We start from the raw sequence: 19,961 nt of genomic DNA on the forward strand, positions 1-19,961 counted from the left end.
CGGCTTGCCAAGGCACGGCCGCTCCGCGAGTATGCGCGAGCTTTCCACAGAACGAGGGGGACCACGATGACCGATGTACAGAAGCTCAAGGCGCTGTTCGACAAGCTGGGCAGCGACGATGCCTTCCGCGCCCGGCTCGAGGCCGACCCCAAGGCTGCCCTGGCCGAGCTGGGCGTGCACGTCCCCGATGGGCTGCCGACCGGCACCATCCGCCTGCCCAGCAAGGAAGAGGTCCAGGCCAACTCGGCCCAGTGGCTGTCGCATGCCGAAGGCACGCCGACCGCGATGGCGATGTTCTTCTTCCTGAAGTGAACCAGGCGGCCGACGCGGCGGGGCGCTTTTGCCGCGTCGATCCGCTGTTCATCGAATGCGGGCAGCGGGTGTTCTTCGATCCTGCGGCCCTGTTCCAAGGCGAGGTGAACCTGGGGCCGCAGGCGGTGCTCCGGGCCTGGCGACCCGGGCGTACGACTCCGATCGAGATCGATGGCGAAGAGGCCGCGGTGCTCGCGGCACTGGCCCCGACGACGCCTCGCCCACTGCCGGACTGGCTGTCCGGCGAACGCCGCGTGGCCGTCATTCGCAGGCTAGCCGACCTCGGACTGATGGCCTGCGATCCGATCACCGACCCGGCACTCGAGGACTGGTGGACGCCGGCCGCGCTATACCACTTCGGCTCGCGCTGGGACGGCGTCCTGGCCCGCGATGACGTGCCCACCGACACCGCCTCGTCGCAGGATGCGTTCGCCCGCAGCCGGATGCAGTTCGAGGCGCTGGCCGCGCGCAAGGGACCAGCGCCCGACCATCGCCTGCGGCATGGCGAGGAAGTCGGGGCTGTCGATCTGCCCGGCCACGCAAGGGACGAGTTCGACAACCTGCTGCAGGCCAGAGAAACCCACCGGCTGTTCCGCACCGACCGCTCCCTGTCGCTGGAACAGGTGGCAGGGCTTCTGCGCCGCAGTTTCGGCGTGATCGGCGAGGCAGCGCTCGGGGGCGGACTGACCGCCCTGCGCAAAAGCGTGCCGTCTGGCGGCGGGATGCACCCGATCGAGGCCTATGTCCTGGCAGTCGACGTCGAGGGCCTGGCGGCAGGCTGGTACCACTATCGCGCGGACCAGCACCGTCTGGCGCCGATCCGTCACCTTGGCGTGGCCGAGGCCCGGGAGCGGGTCTGCGTCTACGGCGCCGGACAGCGCTACTTCGCCAGCGCGCCCCTGCTGGTCGCGCTCGCGCCACGCTTTCCCCGCCATCACTGGAAATACCCGCAGCACCCCAAGGCGCTGCGGGTGATCCTTCTGGAAGCCGGGCATCTCGGCCAGACCTTCTACCTCGCCGCCACCCACGAAGGCCTTGGCGCCTTTCTCACCTGCGCGATCAACGAGGCCGACCTCGACCGCGACCTCGGTCTGGATGGCGTGGGCCAGGGTTGCATCGCGCTGATGGGTGCCGGCTGGCCCAGCGACGAGGGCGCCGCGCTTCGCCTTTCGCACTACGTCAAGCACCGATCGGATCGCTGACCCGACTGCCGGAGTGCCGCACACGTCCACATCGCGCTGCCGGGGGAGCGACTCAGACCCAGCCGCGCAAGCGACGCCAGAACATCAGATTCGGCAACTGCAGCGAGAAATAGTTGTAGGACTCTCCGAGGCCCTCGTGGAGCCGACGCGAGAGGGTGGCGGCGCGGTCGCCGATTGCTTCGCCACGGGACAGGCGCGCCTCAAGCTCCAGCTCGTGGGACAGGAACAGGGGCGCCCTCAGCCGCGACTCCTCCGCCGCCAACACCGCCTCGTCATGGCGCCCGGCCCGCTGGGCCTGCCAGCCCTCGCTCAGCCGTTGCAAGGCCTGCAGCAGCGGGTAAGCGCGCCAGCGGCCGTCAAGGGTGGCCAGCGGCGCCACCGCCGCGCCCTGCTCCGGCCAGACTTCCCGCGCCGACACCAGCGCAAGCATCAGGGCGTCGGCTCGAGGCACCAACATCGCCCCGCCGACGTCGGCCTCGATCTGCTCCCGCAGGAGATCAAGCAACAGCGAGAAAGCGCGCCGTGCCGGAGCCTGGTCGCCGCTGGCGATCGCGGCATGGAGCTCCGCTCGATGAGCCACCAGGCCGGCCGCCGGGAAGTCCCACTCCGTGCTGCGACGTTCCAGGGCAGCCCCCAGGCGGCGCGCAGCCTCCAGATCGCCCCGGTGCACCGCATGCAGGACGGCAGCCTCGACGCGCTCGGTTTCCAGCGAGGGTGTCTGTGCATCCTGGGCAAAGCGCTCGATCAGCTCTGCCGCCGCGGCGCTGTCGCCCCGTACCAGGAACAGTCGCAGCAGGCCCCAGTGGATCGGATTGCCCTCCAGCTCGAGCGCCTCCTGCAGGCTGGTCGCCGCCGCATCCATCTCGCCCAGGGCAAGCTGCATGTAGCCCAGGTTGTGCAGGGCCCTTGAACGCCAGGGGTGTGACAGCTTGACCACCTGACGTTGCACCGCCAGTGCGTCGCCAGGTTGGCCGTAGTGGCTCCACGCCAGCCACGCCACGTTGTTGCCGGCTGCCATATCGTCGGGGAAGGCCGCGTACATGGCAGTCCAGCGGGCCCGCATCAGCTCGGGCGTGGTGGTGTTGGATAGAGCGGCCTCGACGTACATCTGCTCGCGCCGGGTGAGCCGATCGCTGCGCTCGATCGCCGCCCGCCAGTTCGACTCGGCCCTGCGTTGATCGATTCGGAACAGCATCTGCACCGTACCCAGCTTGGCCAGTGCACTGGCGAAGTCGGGATCGATGTCGATCGCCTGCTGCAGCAGGGCTGCGGCCTCCAACGGCTTGCGGTCGCGGACCTTGAGTTCGGCCTCCGAGTAAAGCCGCAGGGCAGTGAGGTCGGTGGTGGTCACCTTGGCCAGCGGCCGCGAGTCGGCGACGATGGCCTCGATCGACTCACCGAGGCTGGTCCGCACGGCGGCCGCCAGGTCGTCCAGCGCGCGGGTCAGGCTCTCGGCGCTGGGCATGGCGACGTCGACGCTGTGCACCAGGCGGTTCTTCCACGGGTCGATCACCGTGCAGGACAGGCGCAGGCCGATGTCGATGCTCGACACCGCCGGCATTACCAGCGCCTTGGCCTGCTCGCGCTGGGCCACCTCGATGGCCAGCGAGCGGTCGGTCAGCTGCTCGACGTCGCTGCGCATCCTCCGCAGCGTCTCGCGCACCGCTTCGCCATTGAGCACATAGGCGAAGCGCGATTGCTCCAGGGCGATGCGGAAGGCGGTGCCCAGCACCTGGGCCAGCGAGGCATCGCCCACCGAGTCCATCCAGTCGGCCAGCACAAGCCAGCCGGTCTTGGGAAACTCAAAGCGCGTGTAGCGATACCAGGCCACTCCGCCGGCCGGCAGGGCCACGCTGGCCGCCAGCGCAGCGCCGCCGCGCAGCAGGCGCCTTCGTGACTCGCGGCGCAGTGAGACCACCTTGCTGTTCTCCAGCGGCTCGCGCGGCCGCACCGCGCCGCGGACCAGCACCTCGTGCACCTCGATCGGCAGGTCGACACCCTTGAGCCGGAAGCGGCCGTGGGCGATCCAGTCCAGATCCCCGATCTCGGCACGGTGCTCGGCGCAGGCCGCCTCCGCCACCTCGCGGGCTGCGGTGCTGATCAGGATCTGTCCCCCGTGGGCAGCGCTCATCAGGCGCGCCGCGATCGGCTTGCCGACCCCGCTCACCTCGACCGGCTTGGCGCCGCGCGCGACGTCCTCCGGCTCGTGCCGTGTGAGGTAGACCTCGGCCCAGTGGATGCCGACCTTCGACTTCAGCGCCACCCCACTCCGCCGCGACAGGCCATCCAGTTCGCGCTGGTAGTCGAGGGCAAAGGCTACCGCCTGCCAGGGTTGTTCGAAGACGAACAGGAATCCATCGCTGCGGTCGATCTCCTGGCCGCCGTGATACCGGGCAAGGCGCCGCGCGCCCTCCTCCTCCGTGCTCAGCAACTGGGTCGCCTCGTACTCACCCAGCCGGGCGAACAGCTCCGTGCTGTCGACCAGGTCGGTCACCAGCAGGGCGCAGCGGACGCTGTGAGCGGCGCGCGTAGCTTCGGCGAGCAGGGAGAGCATCAGGACACCTGGAACCCAGTCAGCACAATGAGTGTAAGTGTTTCGAATCGCCCCACCAAAAGGGGTTTTAGGTTTTCCGTTCGAGAGTCGATCCCCGCCCCCGGATGTCGCCCCGGAAGACCGTGAGCGGCCTGGTTCCGCATTGGCTGACGCTCAGCCCTGGGCCAGCTTCCAGCCCAACTCCGCCACCGGCCGGGCCAGCTTTCCGGTCTCCACGGCCTGGGCGCTGCTCGCCGTGCCCTGTTCGGCGCGCCGGGCGATGCCCTGGGCAATCCCGGCGAGGCGGAACAGGTTGTAGGCAAGATAGAACGGCATGTCCGGGATGCCCCCGTCGCGGCCGGTGGCCCGGCAGTAGTCGGCGATGTAGCCGGACAGACGCGGAATGCCCAGCGCCTCGATATCGAGCCCGGCGAGGCCGCGCATGATCCCGGGCGGAGTGAACCAGGCAAGGCAATGGTAGGCGAAGTCCGCAAGCGGATGCCCCAGGGTGGACAGCTCCCAGTCGAGCACGGCGATCACCCGCGGCTCATCGGGGTGGAACACCAGGTTGTCGATGCGGAAGTCGCCATGGACGATGCGCGTCGCGTCGTCGTCGGGGATGCGGGTCGGCAGCCACTCGATCAGCCGCTCCATCGCCTCGATGGTGCCGGTCTCGGCGGCCCGGTACTGCTTGGTCCAGCGGCCGATCTGGCGAGCGAAGTAGTTGCCCGACGCCCCGTAATCGGCGAGGCCCACGGACTCGGGGTCGACCCGGTGCAAGGCGGAGACCGTGCGGTTCATGGCCGCGTAGATCGCGCCCCGTTCGGCGGGATCCAGTTCGGGCAGCGCCGAATTCCAGAAGATCCGACCCTCGACCCGTTCCATGATGTAGAACATGCGACCCAGCACCGACTCGTCCTCGCATAGGGCGTGGACCCGCGGCACCGGCACGTCGGTGCCGGCCAGCGCCGCCAGCACGCGGTACTCGCGCTCGATGGCGTGTGCGGACGGCAGAAGCTGCGACACCGGCCCCGGCTTGCTGCGCAGGACCAGCCGATGGCTGGGCGACTCCAGGGCGAAGGTCGGGTTGGACTGGCCGCCCTTGAACTTCTCGAGGCGCACCGGCCCCTCGAACCCGGGAAGCATCCCGGCCAGCCAGCGGGCCAGCGCATCCGTATCGAGGGTGGAGTGGGCGGCGGTCTCGCTCATCGATGCACCTTGCTTCGGGCCGGGCTGCGAGCCTAACAGCCCGGACGCGTCGCTGCCGCGCCCGGAGAATCGATCAGACCAGCACGATGGGGACGCGCAGCTCGCGCGGCAGGGCGAAGGTCATGTTCTCAGGCTCGCCGCGCATCTCGCGCACGCTGCCGCCGCCGAGTTCACGGACCCGCTCGATGACGCCGCGCACCAGCACCTCCGGCGCCGAGGCGCCCGCGGTGACGCCGACAGCGCGCCGGCCCTCGAACCAGGATGGATCGACATGTTCGGCCCCGTCGATCAGGTAGGCAGTGGCCCCCTGCTTCTCGGCCAGCTCGCGCAGGCGGTTGGAATTGGAGCTGTTCACCGAACCGACCACCAGCACCAGGTCGCACTCGGCGGCCAGCTCGCGCACCGCGTCCTGGCGGTTCTGGGTGGCGTAGCAGATGTCGTCCTTGCGCGGCCCCTCGATGGCCGGGAAGCGTTTACGCAGGGCGGCGATGATCTCGAGCGTGTCGTCGACCGACAGCGTGGTCTGGGTGGTGAAGGCGAGGTTCTCCGGCTGGCCGACCTCCAGCGTGGCGACATCGTCTACGTCTTCCACGAGATAGATCGCGCCGCGGGCCCCGTCCTTCAGCCACTGGCCCATGGTGCCCTCGACCTCGGGGTGGCCGGCGTGGCCGATCAGCACCACGTCGCGCCCGGCGCGGCAGTGGCGCACCACTTCCATGTGGACCTTGGTCACCAGCGGGCAGGTGGCGTCGAACACCTTCAGGCCGCGCGATTCGGCTTCGCGGCGCACCGCCTGTGGGACACCGTGGGCGCTGAAGATCACCGTCGCCCCGTCGGGCACCGCATCCAGCTCCTCGACGAACACCGCGCCCCGGGCGCGCAGGTCCTCGACCACGAATCGGTTGTGCACCACCTCGTGGCGAACGTAGATCGGCGCGCCGAACAGCTCCAGCGCGCGGTTGACGATCTCGATGGCGCGGTCGACACCGGCGCAGAAGCCGCGCGGGTTGGCCAGGACGATGTCCAACTTAGTTCTCCTTGGGCCGATGCCCGAAGCCCAGAACGATCAGGGCAATGGCGCCGACCACGATGGCCGAGTCGGCGATATTGAAGGCCGGCCAGTGGTGGCCCTGCCAGTGCCAGTCGATGAAGTCGACCACGTAGCCGAAGCGCACCCGGTCGACCAGGTTGCCCAGCGCGCCGCCGATGATCAGGGCGAAGGGCAGCGCATTGCGCCAATCACCGCGCGGCGTGCGCAGCAGCCAGAAGGTCAGCAGGCCGCTGATGCCGATGGCCAGCGCGGCAAAGAACCAGCGCTGCCAGCCGTCGGCGTCAGCGAGGAAGCTGAACGCCGCCCCCGTATTGTAGGCCAGCGTCCAGCTCCACAGGCCCTCGATGAAGACCACCGGTTCACCATAGGTCAGGTGATCGAGCGCCAGCTGCTTGGTCCACAGGTCGAGGATCAGGACCACGGCCGACAGCAGCAGCCAGATCGCGGCGCTGGGGCGTGGCCTCGTCATGCGTGTAGCCCCCGCTCATGTAGGAGCCAGCTTGCTGGCGAACATGGCACTACATCTGACGGAGTCTGCTGGATCTGGCCGCGTAGGGGGGCGGTCGCCAGCAAGCTGGCTCCTACAGGGGAGGTCGAGGTGGCTCGACGCATCGGCATCAGAACCATTTCCGCGTCTCGCCGAAGCCGACCACGTTGTCGACGCAGCGGCCGCACAGCTCCGGATGGTCGCGCTGCGGATCCTCGGCATCGCGATGGCTGCCGACGTCGGCGCGGTAGTGCCAGCAGCGCACGCACTTGGCGTGCTCCGAGGCGGTGGCCATGGCGTAGGCCTCGATGCCCTCGGCGCGCTGGGCGCCAGCCGGCTTTTCGGCCAGCGGGTGCAGGCGGACCTCGGAGGTGATGAACACGAAGCGCAGCTCCTCGGCCATCGGCGCCAACCGCGAGCGCAGCGCCTCGTCGACGTAGAGGTCGACCTCGGCCTCGAGCGAGGCGCCGAGCACCCCGCTGGCGCGCATCGGCTCCATCACCCGCGTGGCCGCCTCGCGAAGGGCCAGCACCTGCTGCATCAGCCCTGCGTCGACCGGCGAATCCTCGCGCAGCGGGGCAACGCCCTCGTACCAGGTAGCGAACAGCACATTCTCCTCGCGGGTGCCCGGCAGGTGGCTCCACACCTCGTCGGCGGTGAAGCTGAGGATCGGGGCCAACCAGCGGGTCAGCGCCTGGGCGATGTGGTACATCGCGGTCTGCGCAGAGCGCCGGCCGCGGGAGTTCTCCGGCATGGTGTAGAGCCGGTCCTTGGTCACATCGAGGTACAGCGAGCCGAGTTCGACGCTGCAGTAGTTGCCGAGCCGCTGGACCACGCCGGCGAAGTCGTAGCGCAGGTAGCAGGCGGCGATCTCCTGCTGCAGGGCATGCGCGCGAGCCACCGCCCAGCGGTCGAGAAAGACCATGTCGTCGAGATGCACCGCATGCTGCTTCGGCTCGAAGCCATGCAGGTTGCCGAGCAGGAAGCGGCAGGTGTTGCGGATGCGGCGGTACAGGTCGGCGCTGCGCTTGAGGATCTCCTGCGACAGCGACATCTCGTAGCAGTAGTCCGTGGAGGCGATCCACAGGCGCAGGATGTCGGCGCCGAGGGTCTTGATGACCTCCTGCGGCGAGACCACGTTGCCCAGCGACTTGGACATCTTGCGGCCCTTCTCATCCACGGTGAAGCCATGGGTGAGGACCTGCTTGTAGGGCGCGGCGCCGTCCATCGCCACGGCGGTCAGCAGCGAGCTCTGGAACCAGCCGCGATGCTGGTCGGAACCCTCGAGGTACAGATCGGCCGGCTTGCCCATCCCGCGCGCAGCCAGCACTGCCTCATGGGTGACGCCGGAGTCGAACCAGACATCGAGGATGTCGGTGACCTTGTCGTAGTCGGCGGCCTCGTTGCCAAGCAGGTCGGCGGCCTCCAGCTGGTACCAGGCATCCACCCCGCCCTGCTCGATGCGCTGGGCGACCTGCTCCATCAGTTCCACCGAACGCGGATGCGGCTCGCCGGAGACCTTGTGCACGAACAGCGCGATCGGCACGCCCCAGGTGCGCTGGCGCGAGATGCACCAGTCCGGGCGGCCTTCGATCATTGAGCGGATGCGGGCCTCACCCCACTCGGGGAACCAGCCCTTGTTGCGACCGATTTCGGCGATGGCCTTGAGCGCATCCTCGCGCAGCCCTGCCTGCTCCATCGAGATGAACCACTGCGGCGTCGCGCGGAAGGCGACCGGCGTCTTGTGCCGCCAGCAGTGCGGATAGCTGTGCTGCAGCGCGCTGCTTGCCAGCAGCACGCCGCGCTCGCGCAGCAGCTCGATGATCGAGTCGTTGGCCTTCCAGATGAACTGGCCTTCGACCATCGGCGTACCCGGCAGGTAGACGCCGTTGCCGCCGACCGGATTCATTTCCGGCGCGCTGTACTTCTCCAGCAGCCCGTAGACCTGGCCGACGGCGAAGTCTTCCTGTCCATGGCCGGGCGCGGTATGCACGGCGCCGGTGCCGTCCTCGGCGGAGACGTGATCACCGAGGATCAACGGAATCTCGCGCGGATAGAACGGATGCGCGGTCACGAAATGCTCAAGCGCCGAACCCTTCGAGCGACCCAGCACCTTCGGCTCGGCCACGCCATAGCGTGCCAGCGCCGGGCCAGCCAGCGGCTCGGCCAGCACCAGCAGGCGCGGCCCATTCGGGCCGGCCGGGCCCTCGACCAGCACGTAGTCCAGCTCGGGGCCGAGGCTGATGGCGAGGCTGGCCGGCAGGGTCCACGGCGTGGTGGTCCAGATGGGCACCGCGACCTCGGTACCCGCCGGCAGCTCGACGCCGAACTTCGCCGCCAGCCCCGTGGCGTCCTTGGCCACATAGGCGACGTCGATCTGCGGCGAGGTCTTGTCGGCGTATTCGATCTCGGCTTCGGCGAGCGCCGAGCCGCAGTCAAAGCACCAGTGCACCGGCTTGAAGCCTCGGCTGACGTGGCCGCGCGCATAGATCTTCGCCAGCGAGCGGACGATGTCGGCCTCGAAGCGGAAGTCCATGGTCCGATACGGATTGGCCCAGTCGCCGAGCACGCCGAGGCGCTGGAAATCGGTGCTCTGCAGGGCGATCTGCTCGGCTGCGTACTCGCGGCATTTGGCGCGGAAGGCGGCGGCGTCGAGCTTGGCCCCGACCTTGCCGTGCTTCTTTTCCACCGCGTGCTCGATCGGCAGGCCGTGGCAGTCCCAGCCGGGCACGTAGGGCGCCTGGAAGCCGGCCATCAGCCGCGACTTGACCGCCACGTCCTTGAGGATCTTGTTCACCGCATGGCCAAGGTGGATCACCCCGTTGGCGTAGGGCGGGCCGTCGTGGAGCACATAGCGCGGGCGGCCCTCGGTGCGGGCCATCACCTGCCCGTAGAGGCCGTCTTTCTGCCAGCGCTCGAGCGCAGCGGGCTCGCGCTTGGGCAGGTCTCCGCGCATCGGGAATTCGGTGGCGGGCAGGTGGATGGTCGGCTTGTAATCGTGGCTCACGCGGATTTCCGGTCGACGTTGTTTGAAAGGGACGCTTGGGCAGCGAGGATCGCGCGAGCCTGGGCGGCGTCGCGGTGCATCTGCTCGGTCAGCGCCTCGAGTGATTCGAACTTCAGCTCGTCGCGTAGGCGGGCGACGAACTCGACCTCGATGCGCCGACCGTAGAGGTCGCCGTCGAAGTCGAAAAGGTGAGTCTCCAGCAGCGGCTCGACGCCATCCACCGTCGGCCGGGTGCCGAGGCTCGACACGGCCGGCCAGGGCCGCTCGCCGACCCCGTGGACCCGGGTGGCGAAGATGCCGGTCAATGCCGGGCGAACACCGGCCAGGCGCTGGTTTGCGGTCGGGTAGCCGAGCTCGCGGCCCAGCTGGCGACCGCGGATCACCTTGCCCGAGATGCTGTAGGGGCGACCCAGGGCACGCTCGACCGTATCGAAATCGCCGACTGCCAGCGCCGCGCGCACCGCCGAGCTGGAGACCCGCTGACCATCGATCTCGTGGGTCTCGATCGCCTCGGCCCGGAAGCCCAGCGTCTCGCCCATCTGCCGCAGCAGGGCGAGGTCGCCGCGTCGCTTGTGGCCGAACCGGAAGTCCTCGCCGACCCAGACCTCGGCGACCTGCCAGCGTCCGACCAGCACCCGGGTCACGAAGTCCTCGGCCGACATCGAGGCCAGCCGCGCGTTGAACCGCAACAGGCCGACCAGATCGACGCCCATCGCCCGCAGGCGCTCGAAGCGGTCGCGAGCGGAGGCGACACGTGGCGGGGCTTCCGCGCCGAGCAGGAATTCGCGGGGCAGCGGATCGAAGCTGATCACACCGGCCAGCGCGCCGATCGAGCGGGCACGCGCAAGGGTATGCCGCACCAGCGCCTGATGCCCGACGTGCAGGCCATCGAAGGCGCCGATGCAGACCACGCTTGGTTGCGTTGCGAGGGGGCCGCCTTCGACGTCCCGGACCAGCCTGCTCATCCGCTGGAGTATAGCGGCTATGGGGGTTCGCGCAGATGGCGCGGGCGCAGTCCCAGGCAGAGAAGCACGAGCGCGTAGGTGAGGCCTCCCGCGGCAATCACGCCGCCCAGCCAGAGCACCCGTTCCCAGGCAGCAAGCAGGTTCCAATCCCCGGGCAGGCCCTGCAGCCAGGCGATGGCCAGACCCATGGCAACCACCGCGGTGAGCAGACGCCCGAGATAGACGCCCCAGCCGGGCAGCAGGCGCAGCCGCCCTTCTCGCCGCAGCCCCCGCGCAAGCAGCAGCGCATTGGCGATCCCCGCCAGGGCCGTGGCGAGGGCGATGCCGGCGTGGGCGGCCTCGAAGCCGGCCCGCCACAGCGGCCAGACCAGGGCCACGATCAGCACGATATTGACCACCACGGTCAGGATGGCCACGCGCATCGGGGTCACCGTGTCCTGGCGCGAGAAGAATCCCGCCAGCAGGACCTTGCTGGCCATGAAGGCCGGAATGCCGACGCTCATCGCGGTGACTGCCGCCGCGGTCATCTCGGCGTCGCGGGCCGCGAAGGCGCCATAGTTGAACAGGGTGGCGCAGATCGGCAGGGCCAGCACACCGAGCCCGACCGCCGCCGGCAGGGCCACCAGCAGCACCGCGCGCAGGCCCCAGTCCAGGCTGGCCGCGTAGCCGTCGCCGTCGGCCAGCGCGTGCTTGCCCGACAGGTGCGGCAGGATCACCGTGCCGATGGCGACGCCGAACAGGCCCAGCGGCAGCTCGACCAGGCGATCCGAGTAGTACAGCCAGCTCTGCGCCGAGGCGACCAGCAGGGAGGCGGCCATGGTTCCGACCAGCAGGTTGAACTGGGCCACCGAGGACGAGAACAGGGTCGGCAGCATCAGCCGGAAGACCCGGACCACGCCCGGATGCCGGGCCCTGAAGCGTAGCCGGGGGCGCAGGCCGAGCTTGGCCATCGCCGGCCACAGCAGGGCAGCCTGGAGCAGCCCGGCCAGGCACACGCCCCAGGCCAGGGCCTTTTCCGGCACGGCGAACCAGCTGCCGGCGAACAGGATTGCGGCGATCACCGAGAGGTTGTGCAGCACCGGTGCGAAGGCCGGCAGACCGAAGTGGCGGAAGCTGTTCAGCACGCTGCCGGCCAGCGCCGTCATCGAGATGAACACCAGGTAGGGGAAGGTGATCCGCAGCATCTCCGCGGTCAAGTCCACCGGAATCGCGTTGTCGCCGCTGGCAAAGGCGAGAAACCCGCGGGCGATCCACGGCGCCGCCAGCCAGCCCAGCGCGGTGGTCAGGACCACGGCGGCAAGCAGCGCGCCGGCGACGTGGTCGAGGAAGTCCTGGATGGCCTCCTGATCGCCCTTCTCGCGCAGCTCGGAGAGCACCGGGACGAAGGCCGAACTGAACGAGCCCTCGGCAAAGATCCGTCGCAGGTAATTGGGGATCCGATAGGCGACGACGAAGGCGCTGACCGCTGGCCCTGCGCCGAAGGTCACCGCCTGCAGCCAGTCCCTGACCAGTCCGGCAATACGCGAGAGCAGGGTCATCGAGCCGAATACGGCGCTGGCCCGGGCGAGGCGGCTCATGCCGGGGCTCCCGACGCGGTGCGGGCCGCGACCCGGCGCGGATTCCTGGTTGCGATTCGCTGCGCCCAAGGGCATAATGCGCGGTCTTTATCCGGTCCCGTCCGACCCATTTCAGGAGCATTCCCTTGGCCAACATCAAGTCTGCCAAAAAGCGCGCCAAGCAGACCCTCGTCCGCAACGCCCGCAACGTCGCCCAGCGCTCGATGCTGCGCACCGCCGTCAAGAAGGTCATCAAGGCCATCGACGCGAACGACGCCGCCGCCGCCACCGAGGCTTTCAACACCGCCCAGCCGATTCTCGACCGCTTCGCCGCCCGCGGTCTGATCCACAAGAACAAGGCCGCTCGCCACAAGAGCCGCCTGACCGCGCGCATCCGCGCGATCGGCTAAGCGGCCAGCGACGGGACCCTCGATCAAGCCGGCGAAAGCCGGCTTTTTCGTTTCCGGGCGGGAGCGGGGAGCGGGGAGTCGGACCACCTCACCCTCGTATCGATCAACCTGCGCGCCGCCCTGCAGGAGCCAGCCTGCTGGCGAAAAATGCGCACAAAGGCGCGCTGCGGACTGATCCGACACACCATCCCCGCCCCGACGCGGCCGAGCGCCCCCCGAAACACCGTCACCCTTGATCGCCAGCAAGCTGGCTCCTACCGGGGGATGCACGGGCGGCTCAGCGCGGCGCGCTGTCCGCATCGTCCTCAGACTGCGCAGCCTCGTGCTCGGCTTCACGCTGGGCGTCCAGCGCCTTCATCACGTCCTGGCAGATCCGCTCGGTGCCCTCGCGGGAGATCGCGGCGATGGCGTACCAGGGCGACTTCCACTCCAGGCGTTCGAGGAGGTCGGCAATGCGCACCTCGCGCTCGTCTTCCGGGATCAGGTCGACCTTGTTCAGCAGCAGCCAGCGCGGCCGCTCAAGCAGCTCGGGGTCGAACTTCTCCAGCTCGCCCTCGATGGCCTGCACCTGCTCGACCGGGTCGATGCCCTCCTCCAGCGGCGCGGCATCGACGATGTGCAGCAGCAGACGGTTGCGCTGGACGTGCTTGAGGAAGGTGATGCCCAGACCTGCGCCTTCGGCCGCGCCCGGAATCAGACCCGGAATGTCGGCGACCACGAAGCTGCGGTGCTGCTCGACGCGGACCACGCCGAGGTTCGGATACAGGGTGGTGAACGGGTAGTCGGCGACCTTCGGCGTCGCCGCGGACACCGCGCGGATGAAGGTGCTCTTGCCGGCGTTGGGAAAGCCCAGCAATCCGACATCCGCCAGCAGCTTCAGCTCCAGGCGCAGCTCACGCTCCTCGCCCGGGGTCCCGGGCGTCGCCTTGCGCGGCGCGCGGTTCGTGGAGCTCTTGAAGTGGATGTTGCCAAGGCCGCCGCGACCACCCTGCGCCACCTTCAGCCGCTGGCCGTGGCGGGTCAGGTCGCCCATGACCTCCTCGTTCTCGATCTGGGTCACCACGGTGCCGACCGGGACGCGGATCTCGATGTCCTCGCCCTTCTTGCCGTACATCTGCCGGCTCATCCCGTTCTCGCCGCGCTGGGCGCGGAACTGCCGCTGATGGCGGAAGTCGATCAGGGTGTTGAGGTTCTCGTCGGCGACCAGCCAGACCGAGCCGCCATCCCCACCGTCTCCGCCGTCGGGACCGCCCAGCGGGATGAATTTCTCGCGCCGGAAGCTGGCGCAGCCATTGCCGCCATTGCCGGCGGTCACGCGGATGTCTGCTTCGTCGACGAGTTTCATGGGTTAGAGCCGTGATTGGTGATTGGTGATTCGGGATTCGCTAGAGCGCACAGGGGCGACTTGATGCCGCGCAGTCTAACGAAGCTCCCTTGCGAATTTCGGACGAGATCGGGCCTGGGCCTGGCGAGATTCTGCTCTTGCGAATCCCGAATCCCGAATCCCGAATCCCGTTGCGGCCGCCGCAGGCGGCCGAAAAACAAAAGCCCCGCACGCGGCGGGGCTTCTGCTCACACCGTCGGCTGCGCTCAGGCGGCCGGGTTGATGCTCACGGTGCGACGGTTCTTCGGGCCCTTCACCGCGAACTGCACGGTGCCGTCGACCAGGGCGAACAGGGTGTGGTCGCGGCCGAGGCCAACGCCGCTGCCCGGATGGAACTGGGTGCCACGTTGACGAACGATGATGTTGCCGGCTTCCACGGCCTGACCGCCGTAGATCTTGACGCCGAGGTACTTCGGATTGGAATCGCGGCCGTTACGGGTACTGCCGCCTGCCTTTTTATGTGCCATGACTCGTGCTCCAGGCTAGTCGGCTGCGCTCAGGCGCTGATGCCGGTGATTTCGATTTCGGTGTAGTGCTGGCGGTGGCCAGCCTGCTTGCGGTGGTGCTTGCGGCGGCGGAACTTGACGATCCGAACCTTGTCGTGACGGCCGTGGGCCTTCACCGACGCCGACACCTTGGCGCCATCGACCAGCGGCGCGCCGAGGGTGATCTTGTCACCGTCGCCGACCATCAGGACCTGGTCGAAATCGACCGTGGCACCTTCCTCGACGTCCAGCTTCTCCACGCGGAGGGTCTCGCCCTTCATCACGCGGTACTGCTTGCCGCCGGTAACCATGACTGCGTACATGACTTTCCTCTGTAGTTCTTCTGATAACACCATCCGTCGCCGGACTGCGGGACGGAAAGACCGCGAATAATAGCCGGTGGCGAGCAAGCGGTCAATGCCGGAAACGCCCGCCCACGGCGGCGTTCAGGCCCGCCTTGGCCACCCGGCGCTATCCTTTCCGAACGGCCGGAGACGAAATCGAGGAGTCGACCATGTGCACGAGGATGCTGTTGCTGGGAGGGGCCCTGGCCCTTCTCTCGGGGGTCGGTTCCGCCGTGGGCGAGGACGGCCGTGTCGAGGTCGAATTCCTCAGCCCCGAGAAATACACCGACGCCCGCCTCGACGACGGTTTCCGCAAGGGGGCCAGCAAGGGCGTCACCGAAGGTCTGGAGAAGTACCTCCGGAAGCGCGCGCCCGATCATCTGCAGGCCGGCCAGCGGCTGCACGTGGAGTTCGTCGACATCGACCTCGCCGGCGACTACGAGCCGACCACCCAGATCGCGCTGCACGACGTCCGCATCGTCAAGCGCATCTACCCGCCGCGGCTGGTCTTCCGCTGGGAGCTCAAGGACAGCCAGGGCGGTACCCTGAGGGCCGGCGAGGAAGACCTGCGCGATCTCGGCTTCCAGGACCGGGGTGGCGGCTACGATCGCGACCCGCTGCGCTACGAGACCCACATGCTCAGGCGCTGGCTGCAGGACACCTTCCCCCGCGGCAGCTGAGCCGCAGCCGACCACGGGCTCTGCGGTCACGGTCCGGTAACGGCCCCGGACGCTAGACTGGCAAGCTTGCCCGCACCGTTCCTGACTGCATGGACAGCATCCGCATCCGCGGCGCCCGCACGCACAATCTGAAGAACCTCGACCTCGACCTGCCCCGCGACCGGCTGATCGTCATCACCGGACTGTCCGGCTCGGGCAAGTCGTCGCTGGCCTTCGACACCATCTACGCCGAGGGCCAGCGCCGCTACGTCGAGTCGCTGTCGTCCTACGCCCGGCAGTTCCTGTCGATGATGGAGAAGCCGGACGTCGACCACATCGAGGGCCTGTCCCCGGCCATCTCGATCGAGCAGAAGTCGACCTCGCACAATCCGCGCTCGACAGTCGGTACGATCACCGAGGTCTACGACTACCTGCGCCTGCTCTACGCCCGCGTCGGCACCCCCCGCTGTCCGGACCATGATCTGCCGCTCGAGGCGCAGACGATCAGCCAGATGGTCGACGCCACCCTCGCCCTCGACGCCGAGCACCGCTACATGCTGCTTGCCCCGGTGATCCGCGAGCGCAAGGGCGAGCATCTGCAGGTCTTCGAACAGCTGCGCGCCCAGGGCCTGGTACGGGCACGGGTCAACGGCAAGGTCGTGGAGCTTGATGACGTGCCCAAGCTGGCCCTGCGCCAGAAGCACACCATCGAGGCGGTCATCGACCGCTTCCGCCCGCGCGCCGACCTCAAGCAGCGCCTGGCCGAGTCCTTCGAGACCGCGCTCAAGCTCGGCGATGGACTGGCCCGCGTCGTCGACATGGACGATGCAAACGCCGAGGAGCAGCTGTTCTCGCAGCGCTACTCCTGCCCGGTCTGCGACTACGCGCTGACCGAGATGGAACCCCGGCTGTTCTCCTTCAACAGCCCGATCGGCGCCTGCCCGAGCTGCGACGGTCTCGGGGTAACCCAGTTCTTCGATCCCAAGCGGGTGGTCACCAAACCAGAGGCCAGCCTGGCTGCCGGCGCCGTGCGCGGCTGGGACCGGCGCAACGCCTACTACTTCCAGCTGATCCTTTCACTGTCCAAGCACTACGGCTTCGACGTCGACACGCCCTGGAACAAGCTCGGCGAAAAGGCGCAGCAGGCCGTGCTGCACGGCAGTGGCGGCGAGCCGATCAGCTTCACCTACCTCACCGAGAGCGGCGGTCGTGCACAGCGCAAGCATGCCTTCGAGGGGATCATTCCCAACCTCCAGCGCCGCTATCGGGAAACCGAGTCGCCGATGGTCCGCGAGGAACTGTCGCGATACATCAGCGAGCGTCCCTGCCCCGGCTGCGATGGCCAACGGCTGAATCGCACGGCACGCCACGTGTTCGTCGACGGTCAGAACCTGCCTTCGATCACGGCGCTGCCGATCGACGAGGCCCTGCTGCGGTTCGAGCAGATGCAGCTCTCCGGCTGGCGCGGCGAGATCGCGGTGAAGATCGTCAAGGAGATCCGCGAGCGGCTGAAGTTCCTGGTGGATGTCGGTCTCGACTACCTGACCCTCGACCGCCAGGCCGATTCGCTGTCCGGCGGCGAGGCGCAGCGCATTCGCCTGGCCTCGCAGATCGGCGCCGGCCTGGTCGGCGTGATGTACGTGCTCGACGAGCCCTCGATCGGCCTGCACCAGCGCGACAACGAGCGTCTGCTCGGCACCCTGACCCGGCTCCGCGACCTCGGCAACACGGTAATCGTGGTCGAGCACGATGAGGATGCGATCCGCCTCGCCGACCACATCCTCGACATCGGGCCCGGCGCCGGCGTGCACGGCGGCGAGATCGTCGCCCAGGGCGTGCTCGAGGACATTCTCAAGTCCGAGCGTTCGCTCACCGGCCAGTACCTTTCCGGGCGCCGCGGCATCGTGGTGCCCGACCAGCGCCAGCCGGTCGATCCCGAGCGGGTGCTGCGCCTGCGCGGCGCCCACGGCAACAACCTCAAGGACGTCGACCTGGAGATTCCCGCCGGGCTGTTCGTCTGCGTCACCGGGGTCTCCGGCTCGGGCAAGTCGACCCTGATCAACGACACCCTGTTCCGTCTGGTCGCCGGCGAACTGAACGGCGCCAGCGCACAACCGGCGGCCTACCGCAGCGTCGAGGGACTGGCCCTGTTCGACAAGGTCGTCGACATCGACCAGAGCCCGATTGGACGCACCCCGCGCAGCAATCCGGCCACCTACACCGGCCTGTTCACCCCGCTGCGCGAGCTGTTCGCCCAGGTGCCCGAGGCCCGCGCCCGCGGCTACCAGCCCGGCCGCTTCAGCTTCAACGTCAAGGGCGGGCGCTGCGAGGCCTGCCAGGGCGACGGCATGATCAAGGTCGAGATGCACTTCCTGCCCGATGTCTACGTGCCCTGCGACGTCTGCCACGGCAAGCGCTACAACCGCGAGACGCTGGAGATCACCTACAAGGGCCACACCATCCACGACGTGCTGGAGATGACCGTCGAGGATGCGCTGACCCTGTTCGAGCCGATCCCGGTCATCGCCCGCAAGCTGCAGACCCTGATGGAGGTCGGGCTCAGCTACATCAAGCTGGGCCAGTCGGCGACCACGCTGTCGGGCGGCGAGGCGCAGCGCGTCAAGCTCTCGCGCGAGCTGTCCAAGCGCGATACCGGACGCACCCTGTATATCCTCGACGAACCGACCACCGGCCTGCACTTCCACGACATCGAGCAGCTGCTCGGCGTATTGCACCGGCTGCGCGACGGCGGCAGCACCGTGGTCGTGATCGAGCATAATCTCGACGTGATCAAGACCGCCGACTGGGTGATCGACCTCGGCCCCGAGGGTGGGCACCGCGGCGGCCGGATCCTGGCCACCGGCACGCCTGAGCAGATCGCCGCCCACGAGGACTCGCATACCGGTCGCTTCCTCGCCCGGCTGCTGCCCGAAGCGGCATCCAAGGCCCGGAAGCCAAGGGAGTCAGCGTCCTCCGCCCCGCGCAAGCGCGGCACGGCCAAAGCAAGGAAGCGCGCATGAGCGAAACCACCCCGAAGAAGCCGGCCGCCAAGAAGGCCAAGCCGGCGCGCAAACGGACCAGCCGGGCCAAGGCCAAGACCGCGCCTGCCGACAAGGCGGCAGCAGCGGCGCCGCCGGTCGAACCCGCGGCGCCCCCGGAGGCGTCGGACGCCCTGTTCCGGATCGACTTCGAGGTGCGCTGGCGCGATCTCGATGCCTTCAACCACGTCAACAACTCGACCTTCCTCACCTATCTCGAGGAGGCCCGTCTGCGCTGGCTGGAGTCCCTCGACGGCCCCTGGCTGACCGAGACCTCGGCCCCGGTGCTGGCTTCGGCCGAGCTGCAGTTCCGCCGCCCGATCCCCTGGCCGGAAACGCTGAGTGTGACCCTGCACGCCGAGCGCGCCGGCAACAGCAGCCTGACGCTCGGCCACCGGATTTCCTCGGCGACCGACCCCGACGCCGTCTACTGCGAGGGCCGGGTGGTGATGGTCTGGGTCGATGCCGCCAGCGGCAAGGGCGCCAGCCTGCCCGAGGCAGTGCGGCGCGCGGCCGAATCCCGACTCGGCGACTGAGCGCCGCGGCGGCTCAGAAGTCCGCCTGCCCCATCGGGTGCACGGTCAGCTCGTCGACCACCAGGCCCGCCGGCTGCCAGAGCATCTGAACGATCAGTTCCGCCAACTGGCCCGGCTCGAGCAGGCGGTGTCCGTCACCCTGGCCGGCTTCCCCGCCGCCGAAGCCCGTGTCGATCATCCCGGGATTGACCAGGCTGACCCGGATGCCCTGCGGCCGGAACTCGCGAAGCAGGGACTGGGCAAATCCGGCCAGGCCATGCTTGCTGGCAACATAGGGCGCCATGTTGGCCAGCGGCCGGCGGGCCAGGTCCGAGGCGACAAACAGCAGCTGCCCGCCGCCGCGCCGGCACATCGCCGGCAGCAGCGCGTGGCATAGCTGCATCGCAGCGCCAAGATTGACCTGCAGGAGGTCAAGCAGCTCGTCGCTCGAATGATCGAGGAAGGGCCGATACCAGCCGATGCCGGCGTTGTGGATGAGGCCATGCAGCGACGACCACTCGGTTGCATGCGCCTGCATCGCCCGCTCGACCCCCGCGGCATCGGCAAGGTCGAGCACCAGCGGGCGGAACCCGCCGCCCAGCCGGTCGGCCATCCGGCGCAGCGCGGCGGCGTCGCGGGCCACGCCGATCACCCGCTCGCCGCGCGCCATCAGCTGCTCGCACAGCGCCTGGCCCAGCCCCCGGCTGGCGCCGATGACCAGCCAGCTGCGGCCTTTCGCCTCTTCCACCGTCCGTCTCCCGCTCGAATCTGCCGGCACCATGGCATGCAGCCCGAGCTTTCCGC

General features: G+C 68.7%; 17 protein-coding genes. 6 read left to right on the forward strand and 11 right to left on the reverse strand.

Translation table 11 applies throughout. The annotated features are described in order from the left end of the window. Positions 1 to 66 precede the first annotated feature (66 nt). Together M0G41_RS05895 and M0G41_RS05900 are read left to right on the forward strand one after the other, a co-directional pair. Positions 67 to 312, forward strand: a complete 246-nt coding sequence (locus M0G41_RS05895) for an NHLP-related RiPP peptide (protein ID WP_248206428.1) — start codon at positions 67 to 69, stop codon at positions 310 to 312. Further along, a complete protein-coding gene (locus tag M0G41_RS05900) occupies positions 309 to 1,514 on the forward strand; it encodes a putative peptide maturation dehydrogenase (protein ID WP_248206430.1) in 1,206 nt (401 codons plus the stop codon). The genes M0G41_RS05895 and M0G41_RS05900 overlap by 4 nt, the downstream gene beginning before the upstream one ends. Before the next feature lie 52 nt (positions 1,515 to 1,566). Here M0G41_RS05900 and M0G41_RS05905 read toward each other — a convergent pair whose 3' ends face one another. The 7 genes from M0G41_RS05905 to murJ form a co-directional block, all read right to left on the reverse strand. Then, positions 1,567 to 4,068 carry a putative peptide modification system cyclase gene (locus M0G41_RS05905; protein WP_248206431.1) on the reverse strand — a complete coding sequence of 834 codons (2,502 nt, stop codon included), beginning with the start codon at positions 4,066 to 4,068 and terminating at the stop codon, positions 1,567 to 1,569. Between the two features lie 153 nt (positions 4,069 to 4,221). Continuing rightward, a complete protein-coding gene (locus M0G41_RS05910) occupies positions 4,222 to 5,256 on the reverse strand; it encodes a phosphotransferase (protein ID WP_248206433.1) in 1,035 nt (344 codons plus the stop codon). A 73-nt stretch (positions 5,257 to 5,329) separates the two neighbouring features. Further along, positions 5,330 to 6,283, reverse strand: coding sequence for a 4-hydroxy-3-methylbut-2-enyl diphosphate reductase (gene ispH / locus M0G41_RS05915; RefSeq protein WP_248206435.1), 954 nt, complete (start codon positions 6,281 to 6,283; stop codon positions 5,330 to 5,332). Position 6,284: 1 nt separating this feature from the next. Further along, entirely contained in the window at positions 6,285 to 6,776 is a 492-nt protein-coding gene (gene lspA, locus M0G41_RS05920; RefSeq protein WP_248206437.1) for a signal peptidase II, read from the reverse strand. A 148-nt stretch (positions 6,777 to 6,924) separates the two neighbouring features. Then, the gene (gene ileS / locus M0G41_RS05925) at positions 6,925 to 9,801 is read right to left on the reverse strand and encodes an isoleucine--tRNA ligase (protein WP_248206439.1); all 2,877 of its coding nucleotides are present in this window, start codon (positions 9,799 to 9,801) and stop codon (positions 6,925 to 6,927) included. Beyond that, positions 9,798 to 10,766: a bifunctional riboflavin kinase/FAD synthetase gene (locus M0G41_RS05930; RefSeq protein WP_248206442.1), complete on the reverse strand. Its 969-nt coding sequence runs from the start codon at positions 10,764 to 10,766 to the stop codon at positions 9,798 to 9,800. Before M0G41_RS05930 ends, ileS begins: the two co-directional genes overlap by 4 nt. A 17-nt stretch (positions 10,767 to 10,783) precedes the next feature. After that, on the reverse strand, positions 10,784 to 12,343 hold the full coding sequence (gene murJ / locus M0G41_RS05935) for a murein biosynthesis integral membrane protein MurJ (protein ID WP_248206443.1): 1,560 nt from the start codon (positions 12,341 to 12,343) through the stop codon (positions 10,784 to 10,786). A 125-nt stretch (positions 12,344 to 12,468) separates the two neighbouring features. Here murJ and rpsT point away from each other — a divergent pair, with 125 nt between their 5' ends. Next, positions 12,469 to 12,732, forward strand: a complete 264-nt coding sequence (gene rpsT / locus M0G41_RS05940; protein ID WP_248206447.1) for a 30S ribosomal protein S20 — start codon at positions 12,469 to 12,471, stop codon at positions 12,730 to 12,732. Positions 12,733 to 13,009: 277 nt separating this feature from the next. On the opposite strand, the gene cgtA is transcribed toward rpsT, so the two are convergent. The 3 genes from cgtA to rplU form a co-directional block, all read right to left on the reverse strand. After that, on the reverse strand, positions 13,010 to 14,077 hold the full coding sequence (gene cgtA, locus M0G41_RS05945; protein ID WP_248206449.1) for an Obg family GTPase CgtA: 1,068 nt from the start codon (positions 14,075 to 14,077) through the stop codon (positions 13,010 to 13,012). 245 nt (positions 14,078 to 14,322) lie between these two features. Then, positions 14,323 to 14,583, reverse strand: a complete 261-nt coding sequence (rpmA, locus tag M0G41_RS05950) for a 50S ribosomal protein L27 (protein ID WP_248206452.1) — start codon at positions 14,581 to 14,583, stop codon at positions 14,323 to 14,325. A gap of 29 nt (positions 14,584 to 14,612) precedes the next feature. After that, a complete protein-coding gene (gene rplU / locus M0G41_RS05955; protein ID WP_248206454.1) occupies positions 14,613 to 14,924 on the reverse strand; it encodes a 50S ribosomal protein L21 in 312 nt (103 codons plus the stop codon). Between the two features lie 191 nt (positions 14,925 to 15,115). On the opposite strand from rplU, the gene M0G41_RS05960 reads away from it, so the two are divergent. The 3 genes from M0G41_RS05960 (at position 15,116) to M0G41_RS05970 (ending at position 19,178) form a co-directional block, all read left to right on the forward strand. Then, positions 15,116 to 15,625: a DUF3016 domain-containing protein gene (locus tag M0G41_RS05960; RefSeq protein ID WP_248206457.1), complete on the forward strand. Its 510-nt coding sequence runs from the start codon at positions 15,116 to 15,118 to the stop codon at positions 15,623 to 15,625. An 89-nt stretch (positions 15,626 to 15,714) separates the two neighbouring features. Further along, on the forward strand, positions 15,715 to 18,624 hold the full coding sequence (gene uvrA / locus M0G41_RS05965; RefSeq protein ID WP_248206459.1) for an excinuclease ABC subunit UvrA: 2,910 nt from the start codon (positions 15,715 to 15,717) through the stop codon (positions 18,622 to 18,624). Next, positions 18,621 to 19,178 (forward strand): acyl-CoA thioesterase, encoded by a 558-nt coding sequence (locus M0G41_RS05970; RefSeq protein WP_248206461.1) that lies wholly within the window; start codon positions 18,621 to 18,623, stop codon positions 19,176 to 19,178. The genes uvrA and M0G41_RS05970 overlap by 4 nt, the downstream gene beginning before the upstream one ends. A gap of 13 nt (positions 19,179 to 19,191) precedes the next feature. Here the strand turns inward: M0G41_RS05970 and M0G41_RS05975 are convergent, their stop codons facing one another. Continuing rightward, positions 19,192 to 19,905 carry an SDR family oxidoreductase gene (locus M0G41_RS05975; protein WP_248206464.1) on the reverse strand — a complete coding sequence of 238 codons (714 nt, stop codon included), beginning with the start codon at positions 19,903 to 19,905 and terminating at the stop codon, positions 19,192 to 19,194. Between the last annotated feature and the right edge of the window lie 56 nt (positions 19,906 to 19,961).

This window comes from Pseudomarimonas salicorniae, assembly GCF_023156535.1.
GTDB classification, from domain to species: domain Bacteria; phylum Pseudomonadota; class Gammaproteobacteria; order Xanthomonadales; family Xanthomonadaceae; genus Pseudomarimonas; species Pseudomarimonas salicorniae.

What these genes read in the sequence shown, in the direction of transcription:
- M0G41_RS05895 (WP_248206428.1), top strand. Translation starts at nt 67, where the DNA reads ATGACCGATGTACAGAAGCTCAAGGCGCTGTTCGACAAGCTGGGCAGC.
- M0G41_RS05905 (WP_248206431.1), bottom strand. Translation starts at nt 4,068, where the DNA reads ATGCTCTCCCTGCTCGCCGAAGCTACGCGCGCCGCTCACAGCGTCCGC.
- M0G41_RS05910 (WP_248206433.1), bottom strand. Translation starts at nt 5,256, where the DNA reads ATGAGCGAGACCGCCGCCCACTCCACCCTCGATACGGATGCGCTGGCC.
- lspA (WP_248206437.1), bottom strand. Translation starts at nt 6,776, where the DNA reads ATGACGAGGCCACGCCCCAGCGCCGCGATCTGGCTGCTGCTGTCGGCC.
- M0G41_RS05930 (WP_248206442.1), bottom strand. Translation starts at nt 10,766, where the DNA reads ATGAGCAGGCTGGTCCGGGACGTCGAAGGCGGCCCCCTCGCAACGCAA.
- murJ (WP_248206443.1), bottom strand. Translation starts at nt 12,343, where the DNA reads ATGAGCCGCCTCGCCCGGGCCAGCGCCGTATTCGGCTCGATGACCCTG.
- cgtA (WP_248206449.1), bottom strand. Translation starts at nt 14,077, where the DNA reads ATGAAACTCGTCGACGAAGCAGACATCCGCGTGACCGCCGGCAATGGC.
- rpmA (WP_248206452.1), bottom strand. Translation starts at nt 14,583, where the DNA reads ATGGCACATAAAAAGGCAGGCGGCAGTACCCGTAACGGCCGCGATTCC.
- rplU (WP_248206454.1), bottom strand. Translation starts at nt 14,924, where the DNA reads ATGTACGCAGTCATGGTTACCGGCGGCAAGCAGTACCGCGTGATGAAG.
- M0G41_RS05960 (WP_248206457.1), top strand. Translation starts at nt 15,116, where the DNA reads ATGTGCACGAGGATGCTGTTGCTGGGAGGGGCCCTGGCCCTTCTCTCG.
- uvrA (WP_248206459.1), top strand. Translation starts at nt 15,715, where the DNA reads ATGGACAGCATCCGCATCCGCGGCGCCCGCACGCACAATCTGAAGAAC.
- M0G41_RS05970 (WP_248206461.1), top strand. Translation starts at nt 18,621, where the DNA reads ATGAGCGAAACCACCCCGAAGAAGCCGGCCGCCAAGAAGGCCAAGCCG.